Source organism: Paenibacillus alkaliterrae, assembly GCF_021532375.1.
GTDB lineage: Bacteria > Bacillota > Bacilli > Paenibacillales > Paenibacillaceae > Pristimantibacillus > Pristimantibacillus alkaliterrae.
Genome location: NZ_JAKGAP010000098.1, coordinates 1 through 16,845 on the forward strand (window position 1 = coordinate 1; position 16,845 = coordinate 16,845).

Here is a 16,845-nt window from a genome sequence, read left to right on the forward strand (position 1 = left end):
TTTGGCATTGATGAAGAACTTCGCCAGCATGTAGCCCAGAATCAGTTCCAGCACGATGGATACGAAAGTCAGCCGCATCGTCTGGCTGATCGAAGTTAGAAACGTCGCATCCTGCAGCAACAATTTATAGTTGAGCAGTCCGACGAATTTCTGCATCGCAGGCCGCGATAAATTCAAATTCGTTAAGCTTACATAGGCGGCATAGATTAGCGGATATACCGTCCAGAACAACAGAAACAAGATCGTGGGTAAAACCAACAGCCATCCGACAATCGATTTCTTTTTAATCTTTTGCTTCTCGGATATCAGCTGCGCAGGAGTGGTTTGCAAAGGCTTTGTACTCATTTCCTCACCTCTGTCTACATATTCTAGTTATGGATTTCAGGAAAAGCTAGTCCCATATAGGCTTTAATCTCTTGGGCCGTATCCATTTGTAGCACTTTTTCCGTCATTCTCTGCCATTCCTGAACGTTTGATCGGCGAATCAGAGAACGTGCTGGTAAAATGGACGAAGCGCTCATGCTTAACTCATCCAATCCCATACCGACCAGAATCGGAATCGCCGTCAAATCACCAGCCATTTCACCGCACATACCGACCCATTTGCCTTCCTTGTGGGCAGCTTGAACCACCATGTGAATCAATCGAAGGACAGCTGGTTCAAATGGTTCGTACAAATAGGAAACACTTTCGTTCATGCGGTCGACAGCCAAGGTATATTGGATCAAGTCATTGGTGCCTATACTGAAGAAATTCACTTCTTTGGCCAGCTGATCCGCGATAATGGCTGACGATGGAATTTCAATCATCATGCCGACTTCCAGCTCGCGATTGAATGGAATGTTAGCTTCATCGAGTTCCTGTTTAGCCTCTTCCAACACCTGTTTGGCCGTGCGCAGCTCATGCAGGGTGGATATCATCGGAAACATCAATTTGATATTACCGTGAACGCTTGCACGCAAAATCGCCCGTAATTGAACCTTGAAGATGTCGGTGCGATCCAGACAGATGCGAATCGCGCGGTAACCGAGAAACGGATTCATTTCTTTGGGAAGTCCGAGATACGGCAGTTCTTTGTCACCGCCGATGTCCAAAGTCCGGATGACAATCGGACTTTCCATGCCGAATGCTTCGGCAACTTCCCGATAAGCCCGGAATTGTTCCTCTTCCGAAGGAAGATCCTCTCTATCCATATATAAGAATTCGGTCCGGTACAACCCGATTCCCTCCGCTCCGATCTGGCGGGCATGATGAGCGTCATGGGGATTGCCGATGTTCGCTGCCAGTTCGATTCGGCGGCCGTCCGCCGTAACTGAAGGTGCGTCTATTAAGGTCCGCAGTTCCAGCTGCTGGACATTGAATTGTTTCTGTTTGTCCTGGTAATGAGAGATCGACTCGGCTGACGGATTGATCCATACCGTTCCTTCGTTGCCGTCTATAATTACGAAGTCACCTGGCCGAACGGATTCCAATATCCCGTTTAATCCGACAACCGCCGGGATTTCCATCGATCTCGCCATGATAGCGGTATGCGAGGTTTTGCCTCCCACATTCGTCACGAAACCGGAAACCTTGTCACGGCTGAGCTGCGCCGTATCGGAAGGCGTTAACTCATGCGCCACGAGGATGAGTTTCTCTCCCGATTCGTCCCACGCTACATCGGGAATGCCGGACAAAATCTTCAGGAGGCGGCTGCCCACATCACGGAAATCAGCGGCTCGTTCGCGCATATACTCGTTGTCAATATTTTCAAACATCTCGACGAATTTTCCCGTTGCCTGCCGCACGGCCGCTTCGGCATTCAAGGCCTCCGCCTTTATGTTGGCGGCCATCGACTTGACGTAATCCGACCCCTGGAGAAGGGCAATATGAAATGAGAAAATTTCGAGTTGTTCTTCCCCAAGTTTATCGCGGCTTGATTCTTGAATCGCTTCTAATTGTTCAACCGCCGAGTCAACGGTCTCTTCCAGTCGCTGCAACTCCGGTTCAATTTCTTCCTCCGCAAGAATCCGTTCGGGAATCCCCACTTTATCGTCCTGTAACAGGAATGCCCGGCCCATGGCATAACCGGAAGAAGCGGCAATTCCCTTCCATTCCGTCATACCGTTTTACCTCCCTTATTCTACGGTTTTGATAATCTCCGAAATCGCTGCTAATGCTTCTGTTTCCTGCTCTCCCTTGGTGATGACGGTGATGGTTTCACCTTGTTTCAGGCCAAGTCCTAGGATGGAAATGAGATTTTTGGCATCGATCTCTTCTTCTCCCTTGATGATCTTAATCTCACAAGGATAGGTGTTCGCTTTCTTCACCAAATTCGTTGCGGGACGGGCATGCATGCCGGAAGGATTTTGGATTGTAAATGTTTGTTCCATCGAATCATTCTCCTTCCTCTCGTTTTACTCCAGTTGTCGTTTGAACTGCTTCATCGGAAAATAATTTTTCAAATAATAATCCTTGTAGTGTTCGGTCATTTCGGCATTCGGCGTATATACCTCGTCCTGATGATACAAAGGAATCGAAGCGATGCCGTCAAATAACTTTTGCTTCACGGCCGCCAGGACGGCTGCGCCCTTGGCGACGGATTCTTCGATCTGAAAAGCATGAACCTCGCAATTTAGAATATCCGCCTTCAACTGCAGCCACAGCGGGTTTCGAGTTGCAGGACCGATGACTTTCATCACAGTATATGGCTGTCCGATACGGTCTTCGAAGGTCTGGAACAGGTCTTTCAATTCGAAGCATAAGCCCGACAAAATGGCGTAGAGAATATCCGATTTCGTCGTCTCTTCCGTCAAGCCGTAAAACATAGCTTTGGCATGAAGACGCCGGTTCGGCGGTCCGCTTCCGCGTAAATGAGGGACAAAAGCAGATAGACGGTTGAACAACGCTTGCGGACATTCTTTGTATTCGCCTTCCAACCCGGCCATCAGCCCGGTCCATTCGTCCTCGTCCTTCGTAAACAACCGGCGAAACCATTCCACGGCATAGCCGGCGGTAGGCATGGAGCCGTATAAAGTGTACAATCTCGGATTCACAAAAATACCGTTGGACAAGTATTGTTCCAGGAACCGGCTGTCCATCCTGGGCTCCTTCATCGTAATCAAGAGTCCCTCCGTTGTGCCGGTGGAGTTCAAGATTTCGTTCTGCTGCTGTAAATCGGTGCAGTAGGAACCGACGATATGATCATGTCCGGCAATTGCCACAAGTGTATTCGTTCCTAAACCTAGTTCATTTGCCAACCCCGGAAGGAGGAAGCCCACCGCAACCCCCGACTCCACAACCTCTGGGAAAATGGCAGCATCAAAATTCAAGATTCGTAGAATGTCTTCCGACCAGCGTTTATTTACAATGTCGTAAGCCAGCGTACGGGACGCCAACGAAAACTCCGTTCTCATCTCACCCGTCAAGCGATAAACGATGTAACCAGACAGGCAAAGCCAGCGATGTGCCGCTTTCGTTTCTTCCGGATAATGCTCCGAGATCCATAACAATTTGGTCAGACTGTGGTTACTGTGGGAAGGAATGCCCGTGATGCCGTAAAGCTTCTCGGTGCCTACCGCCTCACGAACGATTTCGGCTTGCTGCTCCGTTATCTTGTCGTACCAAGTGATAGCTGGACCGATTGCTTGGCCTTGGCTGTCGATCAGGACGATCGATTGGCCTACGCTGGCAACTGAGATGCTGTGAACGCCGCCGGAATCGGGATGAACCGATCGGGTGACTTCCCGAATGCCGAATTGAATGCCGCTCCATATTTGTTCGACATCAAATCGGGTAAAGCCAGCGTCCAAAACAACAGGTGTTGCGAAACGGTAGTGATTAGCTAGACGAAATGTCGGCAATTCGAATAAACACACCTTGCAATTCGTGGTACCGATATCAATCCCGATCATCAACATGGTCTACCTCCGCAAATCTTTTACCAGCCAGAACAAGAGCAGTCCAATGACGGGTATTAAGGATAATGCGATCAGATCGCCTTGGAACAAGTAATAAATCCAATACCGGAACGGATTGCCTCCGTCCAAAGCGCTTGTTAACAAGAGATCGTCTGATGGCACATGAACATCTACCTGCGTATTCCTCAGCATGTTTGTCAGGACGGGCGCCATTTGGGCGGCAATATACAAATCCGCAATCAGAATCGGGATTCCGATGAGCAGTGACCGGAACATGTTGCCTTTGGAAGCGAGCACGACCATCGCAATCAGCGTGGTCAGATTGGCCAAGTCACCAAGCGGGAATACTCGATTGCCCGGCATAATGAAAGCCACAATGATGAAGAGCGGCAACAAGATCAGAGCGGTGGTGATAACCGTTGGGTTACCTGCAGCCACGGACACATCCAAACCAATATAGATATCCTTTCGATCCGGATACCGTTTTTTGTACTTTTCACGGACCGCTTCAGTAATCGGCGTTAACCCTTCCATGAGAAACTTTACTACCCTGGGCATCAAGAACATCAAGGCACTGCAAGTCAATCCTACCGTCAAGATGCCCTTAACGTCGCTACCGGTAACTATTCCGAGCAGCAACCCCATCAATAACCCCACGATGTAAGGCTCTCCAAAAAAACCAAGCCGCTTCTGAATCGATTGCGGCGTCAGATCCCAGTTGCGAAGCCCCGGAATCCAATCAATAATTTTGTTTCCTAGCCATCCGACCGGGAAGAAAATGACGGATGAAAGCGTGGTGATAGAAACGCCGGGAACGTTAAAGTGTTTGTGGACCATTGGAGCGGTCCAATCCGCCAGTTTCAGGAGAACGATCGAAGCAAAAGACGCTGCAAGCAACCCAAGCACAACACTATTTGTGCCGTGATAGACCAGAATGCCGGCGAAGGCAAAATGCCAGTAATTCCATACATCCACATTAAACGTTTTGGTCAGATTGAACTTGATCATCACCAAATTGATCAGTACGGTCATACCGATGACTATCGGCGCGAACGGTGATGCCCATGTGACGAAGGTTAGAGGAGACCAGCCCAAATCAATCACGTCATGCCGGCCGGTCCCACTTCCAACGAACGGGTCTAACATGGAAATCAAGAGGCCGATGATGGCAAATATTCCGATAAGGGACACGCCGACCGTCAAGGAGGAACGAAAGGCTTTACCCGGTTTTACGGAAAACAGCAGTGCAAGGATAAATACCAAGATGGGCATCACAATGATTGGCCCTAATCCGTTATAAAAACTAGTTACGTTAAGCGACCACCCTTGCAATTTGGAGTCACTCCTCTTTGATTACTTTCATAATTTCGTGGAACACTTCATCTTCATCGATGCCGGTGATGATCCCCATCCCGTAAATCACAGGAGTCTTCAAATCATAAGGCACCGTTGTTGTAGCGACGATCAAGTCAGCCGTATTATCGAGCGAGGGTAGGGACGCTACATTAGACTGTTCATAATCGATCGGCACGCCATTCTCTTCGCAATACTGCATCACCCTTTGGGAAACGAATGTAGAAGTCGCTACGCCCGTGGCGCAGGCAAAGATCACTTTTTTACGCATTGCTATCACCTGATCCTATAGTTTAGTTTGTTTCCCTTTGATCAATTGGTCAAAGAATGAAAACAATTGCTCCTGCGACAAAGTCAGCAGGTTGTGCAGTGTGCTCTCGACCTTGAACAACCCCATAACTTTTTTCATGATATCGATATGTTTGGAAGACTCCGTAAGCGCCAGCAAAAATACGATTCTGACCTCGACGGTAACGCTTGGATCGAGCATATCTGCAAAAATAACGGGTTTCTCCAGTACGCCCACTGCGAAGCTGTTGCTATTCACATGCTCAGGCTGTGTGTGAGGAATTGCTACCCCTACTGATTTCGTTCGCAAACCCGTCGGGGATTGCTGTTCCCGTTCCAGTATACCGCTAAGGTAAGTATCCTTCACGAGGCCCTTGGAAACTAGTAAATTGGATAAGGTTTCGATGACTTCTTCCTTGCTTGTGCAATTGAGTCCCACCACAAACAAATCTTCTGAAAGATATACCTCTCCTTGCACTTCCATCACCTTAGTACCACCTCTATCTAATATTAATCTCTGATCCGTTCAAAGCGTACAGTTTTTGTATGACGACTTCCGTCACCTGTCCTTTCGCTTCCTTTAATACACTGACCAGGTTGTATTCGTCATTATTTTTCACATAGCGTTTGCCGATCGTTTCGATATATTTTCTTCTTAAATCGCTGGCCAGATTAACCTTTCTGACCCCGTAATCTTTTAACTTGCCCAGTACATCATCCGGAATGCCGGAGCCTCCGTGTATGACCAGAGGAATATCGATTTCCGCGTGGATCTCTCTCAGAAGATTGAAGTCGATCTGGGGTTTTTGATCCAATCCATGCACGTTGCCGACGGATACCGCGAGTAAATGGCAGCCTGTTCTTTGCACAAACTCTTTCACGAGCTTCGGATTGGTCCGTACATCATCGTCGTGAGAAACGTCATCTTCTTTGCCGCCGATGGCGCCGAGCTCTGCTTCCACGGACACTCCGTAATCGTGGCAATAATCGACGGCTTCCTTGGTAAGTGAAATATTTTCCTCAAAAGACAACTGAGAGCCATCAACCATAACGGATGGAAATCCGAATCGCACAGCCTCTTTGATGTCGTCCATCGACATTCCGTGGTCCAAATGCAAGGTAACCGGTACGTCCACTGAAGCAGCAGCCAACTTCACAATCTCACTGATATAAGCAAATCCTGAAAGCTTCAGATTGGTCGGGGCCACCTGGACGATGACTGGATATCCGGTTTGCTTAACCCCTTCCATAATGCCTAGCGTCAATTCCAAATTTGTCGTGTTAAACGCCGGAGCTACCAAATTCCGCTTTTCTACTTCAACCAGCAATTCTTTCATCGATACCAAAGACATAATTATGTTCCCCTCCAACTAGTAACTTTTGCCTGATTACATTATATCTCGGGGGAGACACGAATTGTTCATCAACATACCTAGGTTTGGCTTATTCCATTTGGCGACATAATTGAATAATGGCATGAACTTATCGTAACAGATGAGTTGTTTTCTTTAGGAAACCTCTCTCCAAAATGAATTTGATCTGCGCTTTGACCTTGTCTTCCTCGTAAGTGGATAAGGCCGTCACGAAAGGTTCTTCCACAATGGCGGCACTGATTTCGCTCATGATTTCAATGGATTCTTGGGGGGTAACGGCCGGAATCAACAGAACAAGGACGGTACGCACGTCAACCGGATGGTTGGAAGTCCCCCAATTGACGCCAGCACCCAAACGCACAAGAATCACGTACATTTGATCGATAGCATCGCTGCGGCAATGAAGGATGGCCAGATGATCGTCACTCAACACCCATCCACCTTGCTGCTCTCGATGCTCCAGTGCTTCCGACACTTTGCCGTATTTCTCTATCCCGAATTGCTGGTGTAAATATTGTCCGACATATTCAAAAACCGTTTCTTTCGAACGGATATGTGCAGGCTCAGAGTAATAGGTGTTGTCAATCAGATGCATCATCGCATCCCGATAATTGTTGATTTTGTTCACCTTGTTCTCGATCAAGGCGTTGGACTCGATTTCCTCTGGATGATGCGTTTCCAAACTATTGATGTGATTCTCGATCAGTTTCATGTCATTGGGCGACAGGAAGAAATCCACCACGATGATCGGCAGCTCTTTGTATATAAAAGGCACGGTCGATATGATCAAATCAAAAGGCTTACCACCCTTCATCCATGCTTCCAAAGATAATAAAGATACCGTATCGATGACTTGAATATGCGGAAGCTTCTTCTCGATCTGAGCCGCTAACAATCGGGAGGTCCCCAATCCGCCTGTGCATACGATCAAAGCACGACATCTCTTGTGTCTCAATTCAATAGTCGTTTCAACGGATGCCCCAAAGTGCATCGCCAGGTAGCCGATTTCCTCTTCCGGAATGGTGCATCGCAAGGTTTTTTCCAAGAAGGAAACGGCCTCGCGTGTGGCTTCAAATACGGTAGCAAATGTTTCTTTAATCTGGCTTAACGAGGGATTTCGGATCTGTAACTGGTGCCTAATCCGATGAATGGCTGCTTTAAGATGCAAACATAAATTGCCATGAAGAGACGATTCGCTTTCCAGACTTACTTTCAGTTCTTTCTCCACGATTCGAATCATTTGATACGCATATTCTTCGACCGGAAACGCTGAAGGGTTCAAATGCGCTTTTCTGGCTTCCGAGCCGAGTAAATGCATCGTAATATAACAAACTTCACTTTCCGGTATCTTCATATGTAGGAATAAGCCAAGTTCCATCAGCGTTTGATTCGCCCAGTTGTACTCTTCCGTTTCTTTTAAACTTTCGAGCAGCGAGTGATCGAACTTGACATGTTCCCCTTGCTTCAGACGATGTAGCGCCAAGGCAATATGGATTACAAGTTCGATATAAGCGCTGTCGGACAGTTCGAAGTTATCTTCACTGATCATGCGCTGCAAGCTTTGTTCGATTTTGAAGATGGCCTGTGGCTCGATAAACCTGGCAAGATGGTCATGTATGGCCGTCACTGCGGCAGAAGAATGGGTATAGGAGGATAAACTGTTCATTAATTGCTCTTGGGAAAAGTCCTGATACAACAATTCGATCATGGCTTGGCGAATATGTTTTTCATCGCCTTCCAGACTCACGCCAAAACCCGGCCTGCGCACCAATCGCAGCCGATGTTGTTCAAACCAGGATTCAATCTTCAGTAAGTCATTGCTGATCGTTGCCTCTGCCACGTTAAACTTATGGCTGAAATAATAAAGTTTAGTCGGTTCCTTAAGCGTAAGAAAGAGATGCTTCATGCGATATTGCCGTTCTTCTGGTAAATAGATTTTGATGGATTTGTTAGAGGGTATCTGTTGTAACAGATGTTGTTTCCCGGTGTGATCACCGACAATGGCGATCCCCACGCCGCTTTTTTTATGAAGCGACAGGTCGTAAGCTTCCAGCGTTTTATCCAGTCCGGGCAATTCTCGTTGGATCGTACGAATGCTGGTCCGTAAATGATCAGAAATTTCTTTTAACGTGATATAAGAAGACGTTTGAAGGAGAAGGGATAAAATATCCTGCTGCCTTGAATTTATTTTAACCTTCCCCTTCTGATACATAACCAATGTCCCCCTCACCACTTACAGTTTAATTTGCACTTTTAACAGTTCTGGATCCTTAGGTGCCGCCAAGAATGCCACAGTCTCTTCTAGAGAAATCGTCTTGGAAACGAGCGGCTTCAAATCGAGCCTTCCCGCCTTGATCCATTGAAAAGCTTGCAAGAACGTGTGATTGATCGCCATGGAGCCGATAATCGTCCAATCGTTGTTATAGATTTTAAAGGGATCCAACTGCAAAACCGAATCTTTGGGAGTCACGCCGAACATGAGAAACTTCGCTTTTTTACCCATGTAGTTAAATGCATTTTGAATGACGGAAGGAATGCCCGTGGCATCCACCACGATATCAAACCCTCGGGGGTATTGTTCAAGGCTCAAATCTTGGCTTAAGATGCCTTTGGTTGCTCCATATTTCTCAGCCAGATCCAGTTTTTGCTGGTTCACATCCACAACGACCAATTCCGATGCTCCTACATGCGCCAAGGATTGAACCAACTGCAATCCGATCGCACCTGCACCGAAAACCAGAATCCGGTCACCTGCCCGCGCTTCCAATCGGTTCATGCCATAAGCCACGCAAGCCATCGGTTCAATGAAAGCAGCCTCTTCATAAGACATCGAATCGGGCAGCTTCACGGCATTTTTGGCCGGAACGGCTACGTACTCCGCCATCGATCCCGGAACGGTATTACCGAGCGCATTCCACTTCTCGCAATGGTTTCCTTTTAAGTTCAGGCAATTTTCGCATTCCCCGCAGAAGATCGAAGGATCTGCACTGACCCGGTCTCCCACTTGGAATCCCGTCACGCCTTCCCCGATCTCATGAATCACACCGGAAAACTCATGTCCCAGTATGATGGGGTACGGAGCAATGAATACCCCTTCGAAAATATGAAAATCCGTTCCACAAATGCCTACGTTTACGACTTTGATCGTTACTTCCTTCGGACCGGGTTTCGGATAAGGAACCTCTTTTACGGCCGCATGATGCGGCGATTCAACGACTAATGCTCTCATGATCACACTCTCCACTCAGGGTTATTTTCGAAACATCGATTAGTCCAGCATGACCAATCCGTGCATTTGACCGGATAAGCCGATGCCTTTGATTTCACTCGGCAAAACACCTGATCGGCGGATCGAGTCACGGATGGTTATGACGGTAGCCTTCCACCAGGTATGCGGATTCTGTTCGGCATGGCCCTCCAGTGGAATTTCGATCGGATATGGCTCGCTCGAGAGAGATTTAACTGTTCCGTTCTCATCCATGATCATTGTCTTCACACTGGAAGTACCCAAATCTATTCCCATCAAATAAGACATTCTCTCCGCCACCTAACTAGGAACATCCGCCGGATCGGGATAAATCATAACCTTAATGGCGATGTCTTTTTGTCTTCTCACCACTTCTAAAGCTTCATTGATTTGATTCAACGCGAAGTTGTGGGTTATGATGTCACGCGTGTCCAGTCCGCTGCCCGCATATGACTTAATCGAGTCAGAGTAAGTATTGGCGTAGCGCATGACTCCATAAATATTGAGCTCAGAATCGATGATCCGGTTGATGTCGAGAGTTACTTGATTTTCCGGTGGTAGTCCGATGAATACGACACGGCCACCTTGTCTTGCGTATAGAACTGCGTTAGAGATCGAATTTCGGTTGCCCGAGGATTCGATAACGACATTGATTCCTTCTCCCTTTGTCCATATTTTTAATTGTTCATCAACGTTAACTTCCATTGGGTTGAAGACAGCTGTAGCCCCCATCTTTAAAGCGGATTCCAGGCGAAAGGGCACAACGTCACATGCGTAAATTTCCTTAACGCCGAACAGCTTGGCTGCTTGAATCGCCAGAAGTCCGATTGGACCCATCCCAAGAATTAAAACTCTATCGCTCGGTTTCACCTGAGCGCGATTCATGGCGTGATAACCTACCGATAATGGCTCCAGCATGGCCCCTTCTTCATAACTCATGTTGTCCGGAAGCTTAAACAGAACATCGCTTCTCATCACCAAATAATCGGCCCATGCGCCGTCGTCAGGCGGCGTTGCCAGGAAGAAGACGTCCGGGCACAAGTTATATCTGCCAGTTTTGCAATATTCACATCGCCCGCAAGTCACGCCTGGCTCAATCGCGACACGGTCTCCAACGAAGACATTCTTCACATTTTCTCCTATCTCCACTATCTCGCCAGCCACTTCATGCCCTAATATAATCGGTTTATCGACGATATAACGCCCAATTTTTCCATGTTCGAAATAGTGAATGTCGGAACCGCATATGCCGATGCATTTCACTTTAATCAAAGCCTCATTCGGACCCGGAGAAGGCCGTTTCACTTTCTTCAGCTCAATGGAAAGCGGTTTATTCATGACTGCTGCATTCATAATGTTATTGATCAACTCTTCATCATCCTTTTCTATTCGATAAAAGAGCAGAAATCTCAAAGGACCCCACTCTTTTATCATGTATAATTTTCTCTTACTTCATAGTGTAGCCGCCTTGTTTCAACAGCATTTCCACTTCTTCATTAGCCTTGTTCATAGCTTCTTCCATCGTCATTTGTCCACTAAGTCCTTGCGAGCTGTAGTTACCCACGATGTCGATGATTTGGAAGCTTTCAGGAATCCGCGGACGGTTGTCTTCAAATGCTTGCAGAGCAGAAGCTTTTACCGTGTCGAACCATGGGAACATCGCAATCAATTCCGCGTCATCCAACTGGGATAAGCGAGCCGGCGTTGCGCTGGCTTTGACGAATTCTTTATGAATGTCTTTTTTGTTGATCCATTTGATGAAATCCCATGCTGCGTCTTGCTTCTTACTGTATTGGTTGATCGACATAAGCCATCCACCGAGCGGAGGAACCGATGTTACGCCTTCTTTGGAAGGCATAAGAACAGTAGCAAATTGGTCTGCGATTTTAGATTTATCTTTGTCAGCCATTGCCATCGTACGAACGTTCCACTCGACGATCATGGCGACTTTTCCTTGCGCGAAGTTTTGGAGACGCTCGTCCCACGCCACGTTCAATGCACCCGGTGGCTGGTATTGCAGCATATCCTTAAAGAAGTTAGCAGTTTCGATTCCTGCTGGAGAGTTGATCAGCGGCGTTACGTCAGCGTATGCATCCGTGGTACCTGGGTAGGCGCTCTCGAAGTATTTACCGCCGAAGTTAGCGGACCATTCGAACCAAGATTGTCCGGCAGCCGCGCCTTTCGCGTTGTTCAGTGATATTCCGTAGAAGTCTGGATATTTCGGATTGTTGGTGAAGTGCTTCGCAGCTGCCTTCAATTCATCGATTGTTTTCGGCGGGGCAATTCCTTCTGCCTCAAACAAGTCTTTACGATAGTGGAGCAATGTGTAGTAAGGAGCGAAAGGTACCCCTATTTTCTTACCTTTCCATTCAACTACTTTAGCGAAAGAAGGAATGTAGTCTGCCCAGTCGAGTTCCGGTGAGTTGGCCACGCGATCCGTAATATCAGCCGTGATGCCACCTTCCGCAAATTCACCGACCCATGGGGAATCCAATACGATGATATCGGTTGCATCGGATTTCTGTGTACCTAGGAGTACTTCTTTTTGGTGAGTTTGGTCATAGCCATAACTTTCGACTTCGACTTTGATCCCTGTCTCTTCTTCATAAAGGCTAGCAAAATCCTTAGCCGTTTCTACCCATGGATCATTAATCATGATCATACGCAGAGAATCTACTTTGCCTACGCTAGGGCTATTGCCCTCGTCTGTGCTTTCACTTGCACTTTGACCAGTATTTGCGTTTGAACTTGCACTTCCTGCGCTTTCGTTATTACCGCCGCTGCATGCGGTAATCGTAAAAACGATGATAAGAGCTAGAACGTTAAGCATTGTGCATTTTAAGCTTCTATTCATTTTCTGCACCCCTCAATATTTTTTTTATTTCGACCGTTAGTGTAGGACACGACGGGAGAAATCAGATTATTGAAAGCGTAAACATTATAAACCATACTTTGTCTGCATGCCGCGGATAAACGTTATAGCTTCACGAACAAGCGTATCTCCATCCGGTGCCAATTTTCTCCATACCCAGGTGTTCATGCTGTCAGAGATGTCGACGAAAGACTCCAGGGCGGCGTAACCTTGATAATTCATCTCACCGAGAGCCCGGAAGATATCATCCCAATTGACGACACCGGTTCCTGGGATGCCTCTATCGTTCTCACATAAGTGATAATGGATCAAGTCGTCCCCCACCAGCTTAGTAGCTTCGTAGAAGCTCTTTTCTTCGATGTTCATATGATAAGTGTCCAAATGAATCTTGATATTCGGTTCTCCGACCATCTCTTTCAGCTTCATTGCTTGTTCGGCTGTGTTGACCAGATAGGTTTCATAGCGGTTAACAGGTTCAATACCTACCAGGATACCATACTCCTGAGCGTATTTTGCTACTTCGCGAAGACAATCGGCTGCTTGCTTCCATTCCTTCTCCGTCGGTCGAGCCGTTGCGTTCTTGACGTGCTGGGAGTAGATGACGCCAGTGAAATTGGTGGCTCCAATTTCGCTGGTTGCACGAATGCAAGCTTTCAAATATTCAATGCCGTTCTGACGGATTGCCGGGTCATCGCTGGTGAAATCCGTATCAGCGGAAAGGACAGTAGATGTGCAGGCTTCCAATCCGACTTGCATCAATCTGTTTTTGATAGCGCTAGAGTCGAACGTATCTAGATCTAACAGCGGAATTTCGATAAAATCCATTTCCAGCTTTTTCGCCCGGTCAATAAGATGCAGCGTTTCGTTCGTCCACTTCGAGCACCAGGCGAAAGCATGTATACCTAGTTTCATGTAAATCCCTCCATTTTCCATACAATATTTTATATTTTTTAAGTATTTTCATTATTGAAAATACTTTAAAACCGAATTCAATATCTTCCTTTTCCTACTTTTCATTATAAAGGGACGTTTCTGGCATTCCTATCATTATATCAACAACTTTGGTATGTTTAGCTTCATGACAAAGTTAATTAACTGTTTTTACTTTTGATCGATTTTTATCGTTCTTGTTCATTTGATCCCGCCCACAGTTGCAAATTATCGCTCCATATGAATCCCCCAGGTCGGTCTTGCAGATTCAGCCTCTCCCAACCAGATCGTATGCGCTGCTGGACTTGTTCCCATGGAACAATTGCACCGGTCGCATCATTAGACTCTACGCTGCATGCACCTACCGCTACGGCGCTATTTAACACTTGATCCGGAGGCAATTGCTTCAGTATCCCGGCAAGAAAACCCGCGATGGTGCAGTCTCCGGAACCAGTCGTTCCGACCACTTTCGTCTTATAACAAGGCGCCCATAACTCTCGTTTGATCCATTCGTTGCCTAATAGTTTTCGCGAAGAGGTTTTTAAATATAACCCCTTATGGCCCACCTTGATAACAGCAACCGTAGAACCGAGCGCCAAGATTTGATCGGCAACTCGTGAAATAATATCGGACGTGATCAACCCGATGATCTCCTCATTCTCAGATTCTTTTAATAATTTTTGATAAGTTTCCGGTTCAAACATGAAGAGAATCTCTTCGATACTTGGAAGAAATATATCGACATGGGGAAGCGTCCGAGTCATCAGCTTTCTCCAATCCACTTTGGTTACGTCCGACGTTGAACCAGGCATGGACATGTCCAAGGAAGTGATCAAGCCCTTTGATTTCGCGGTTTTCATCAATGTCACAAGCTCTTCACCATCATTATCGATCATTCGCTTCATGAGCGGCGGGTATCCGAAGTGGAACAATCTCGCTCCCGATAAACTGTCCGGCTCGATATCTTCGGCGTGAAATGTATCGTTTATACCAGGAAAATTCAGCAGCACTCGATCATAACCCGGGATATTCAGAGCTAGCGTGTACGAACTTTGGGATTCTGGATCAACTCGAATGTATTGGGTTAAGCTTGGTCCCTCGCGCCGGATCAGGTTTAAAATACTTTGACCAAATTCGTCGTTTCCGACCTTCCCCATCATTCTCGTCTTCATCCCTAACTTGTGTAAAGCCAACCCCGTATTTAGCACGCATCCTCCTGTGGCCAAATGGGCCGGACCCACTTGCTGTAGTCGTCCCGGTACAAAGAAGTCCTTGAACGACACGCCTTCTTGAATCGCAGGCAAAATGTCCAACGCGATATGTCCGGCCAAAACCACTTCCTCCGACATTCCCCTCACACTCCATTTTAGTTTGTAATAAATTGACGCCAATAATTAACCGATTTCTTATGATCTTCTATAATTCTCGAATCTGTGTCCCAATGTTCCCGATGATAAAGTTCGAAAATGAATTCAATATCATCCATTCCATGCTCTTCGAATGCAGCTACAATTTCTTCTCCCTTGATGATGCCGGCCTTATTGTACTCTTCGGTAAACGGCCAGTGCCTACTGTGATTTAATTCCGTTTGTTGAATATGAATGATCGGTGATATGGCTCCCAATTCCCGAATCCATACATAAGGATCGCGTTCATCTGGGTGCGGTGCATGACCGATATCAAGACACAACTTGAAAGGGATGCCCGCATTCTCATTCAATCTGTCCATTATTTCTCTCGTTGCCGCGACGGAGTAGGCAAATTCACGGGGAACCGACATCGGTTCGAATATCATATACTTCATGCCTCGCTCTTTGCAGTACCAGCTTAGTTCCTGCCAATTTTTGATCCCTTCCGAGACCACTTGTTCCCGGCGAGCCTGATTGTCGAACACATCGAACGTCAGAATACCAAGATGTCCACCTGTCGATTTAGCACCCAGATCGGCAGAATAATCGGCGAATCTTTTGAACCACTCCAACCATTCCTGACGCTGTGCGTGATCGGGATGAAATAAATGATTGACGCGTGTTTGTGAGCTTAGGAATGTACTAGTAATTTCGATTCCGTATTTCTGCTTATTGACATTAATGCGCTCGACTTCTTTCTTGATGATATTATCCGGCAGGAAAGCTTGGAGCATATCGGCTACGAATTGTACGTATTTTAATCCCAGTTCTTCACCGACGATGCGTGTCCAGACGTGTGGTTCAGGATATTTGTTTGTAGCGAACCCCAAGTTGATACCCAATTTCATGTTTGCAGCCAAGGATAAAACCTCCTCTAAACCTTCGATTTTTCATTTCATCAAAAGTCAGTTTCTAATTCCGAATCGTACCATCGAATTTGCCGCCTTAAGCATCGATCGATATGTTCTCTTCATGGATATGATATATTTTTGTTACTTTTCATCGTCTCGACATCCATATAGATAAGCAGTTGCTTGTTATAGTGAAGCAGCGTGCCATCAATATCAAAAATATCATCTTTCACCTCATGTCCTACCATTCCTCTGCGGTGCTTTTGAGCATTGAAGCCAATCATCAGACGGATTACCAGATGGTATAACCTCCATCAATGGTGTGAACACCACCAGTCACATAAGAAGAAGCGTCCGATGCCAAGTATACAGCAAGCCCTCCTAGCTCTTCGGGATTGCCTGGCCTTCTCATCGGCGTTAATTCCATCCATTGCTTTACCATGCCTTCGTTTCCTTCAAAATAAGGCTTGGTCATTACGCCTTCATTCTCCTGGATTTCATCAGCTGTTTGTTGCGCTTGATCCAGCTGCAAGTCTGCGATCACGATATTCGACCCGACCTGCGCCAAAGCGTAAGCCATGGCTTTGCCTAAACCACGCGCCCCACCGGTAATGACGGAAACT

General features: G+C 46.8%; 17 protein-coding genes. All 17 read right to left on the reverse strand.

Annotated elements, in window-relative coordinates:
- On the reverse strand, positions 1-345 hold a 345-nt coding region (locus L1N85_RS25095), incomplete at its 3' end, for a carbohydrate ABC transporter permease (RefSeq protein ID WP_407946565.1).
- A gap of 23 nt (positions 346-368) precedes the next feature.
- Entirely contained in the window at positions 369-2,102 is a 1,734-nt protein-coding gene (gene ptsP / locus L1N85_RS25100; protein ID WP_235241761.1) for a phosphoenolpyruvate--protein phosphotransferase, read from the reverse strand.
- A gap of 15 nt (positions 2,103-2,117) precedes the next feature.
- Positions 2,118-2,372, reverse strand: a complete 255-nt coding sequence (locus tag L1N85_RS25105; protein ID WP_235241762.1) for an HPr family phosphocarrier protein — start codon at positions 2,370-2,372, stop codon at positions 2,118-2,120.
- Between the two features lie 24 nt (positions 2,373-2,396).
- On the reverse strand, positions 2,397-3,899 hold the full coding sequence (locus tag L1N85_RS25110) for an FGGY-family carbohydrate kinase (protein WP_235241763.1): 1,503 nt from the start codon (positions 3,897-3,899) through the stop codon (positions 2,397-2,399).
- A 3-nt stretch (positions 3,900-3,902) separates the two neighbouring features.
- Positions 3,903-5,231, reverse strand: a complete 1,329-nt coding sequence (locus L1N85_RS25115) for a PTS galactitol transporter subunit IIC (RefSeq protein ID WP_235241764.1) — start codon at positions 5,229-5,231, stop codon at positions 3,903-3,905.
- Between the two features lie 7 nt (positions 5,232-5,238).
- Positions 5,239-5,523, reverse strand: coding sequence for a PTS sugar transporter subunit IIB (locus L1N85_RS25120; protein ID WP_235241765.1), 285 nt, complete (start codon positions 5,521-5,523; stop codon positions 5,239-5,241).
- A gap of 15 nt (positions 5,524-5,538) precedes the next feature.
- Positions 5,539-6,024, reverse strand: coding sequence for a PTS sugar transporter subunit IIA (locus tag L1N85_RS25125; RefSeq protein ID WP_235241776.1), 486 nt, complete (start codon positions 6,022-6,024; stop codon positions 5,539-5,541).
- Positions 6,025-6,040: 16 nt separating this feature from the next.
- Entirely contained in the window at positions 6,041-6,892 is an 852-nt protein-coding gene (locus tag L1N85_RS25130) for a class II aldolase (protein WP_235241766.1), read from the reverse strand.
- A gap of 130 nt (positions 6,893-7,022) precedes the next feature.
- Entirely contained in the window at positions 7,023-9,125 is a 2,103-nt protein-coding gene (locus L1N85_RS25135) for a BglG family transcription antiterminator (protein WP_235241767.1), read from the reverse strand.
- Positions 9,126-9,146: 21 nt separating this feature from the next.
- Positions 9,147-10,142 carry a zinc-dependent alcohol dehydrogenase family protein gene (locus L1N85_RS25140; protein WP_235241768.1) on the reverse strand — a complete coding sequence of 332 codons (996 nt, stop codon included), beginning with the start codon at positions 10,140-10,142 and terminating at the stop codon, positions 9,147-9,149.
- A 39-nt stretch (positions 10,143-10,181) separates the two neighbouring features.
- On the reverse strand, positions 10,182-10,448 hold the full coding sequence (locus L1N85_RS25145; protein WP_235241769.1) for an FGGY family carbohydrate kinase: 267 nt from the start codon (positions 10,446-10,448) through the stop codon (positions 10,182-10,184).
- Between the two features lie 12 nt (positions 10,449-10,460).
- The gene (locus tag L1N85_RS25150) at positions 10,461-11,594 is read right to left on the reverse strand and encodes an NAD(P)-dependent alcohol dehydrogenase (protein ID WP_235241770.1); all 1,134 of its coding nucleotides are present in this window, start codon (positions 11,592-11,594) and stop codon (positions 10,461-10,463) included.
- 13 nt (positions 11,595-11,607) lie between these two features.
- On the reverse strand, positions 11,608-13,014 hold the full coding sequence (locus tag L1N85_RS25155) for an extracellular solute-binding protein (protein ID WP_235241771.1): 1,407 nt from the start codon (positions 13,012-13,014) through the stop codon (positions 11,608-11,610).
- A gap of 84 nt (positions 13,015-13,098) precedes the next feature.
- Positions 13,099-13,944 (reverse strand): sugar phosphate isomerase/epimerase family protein, encoded by an 846-nt coding sequence (locus tag L1N85_RS25160; RefSeq protein WP_235241772.1) that lies wholly within the window; start codon positions 13,942-13,944, stop codon positions 13,099-13,101.
- Positions 13,945-14,150: 206 nt separating this feature from the next.
- Positions 14,151-15,311, reverse strand: a complete 1,161-nt coding sequence (locus L1N85_RS25165; protein WP_235241773.1) for a carbohydrate kinase family protein — start codon at positions 15,309-15,311, stop codon at positions 14,151-14,153.
- Between the two features lie 17 nt (positions 15,312-15,328).
- Positions 15,329-16,231 (reverse strand): sugar phosphate isomerase/epimerase family protein, encoded by a 903-nt coding sequence (locus tag L1N85_RS25170; protein ID WP_235241774.1) that lies wholly within the window; start codon positions 16,229-16,231, stop codon positions 15,329-15,331.
- Positions 16,232-16,514: 283 nt separating this feature from the next.
- On the reverse strand, positions 16,515-16,845 hold a 331-nt coding region (locus L1N85_RS25175), incomplete at its 5' end, for an SDR family oxidoreductase (protein ID WP_235241775.1).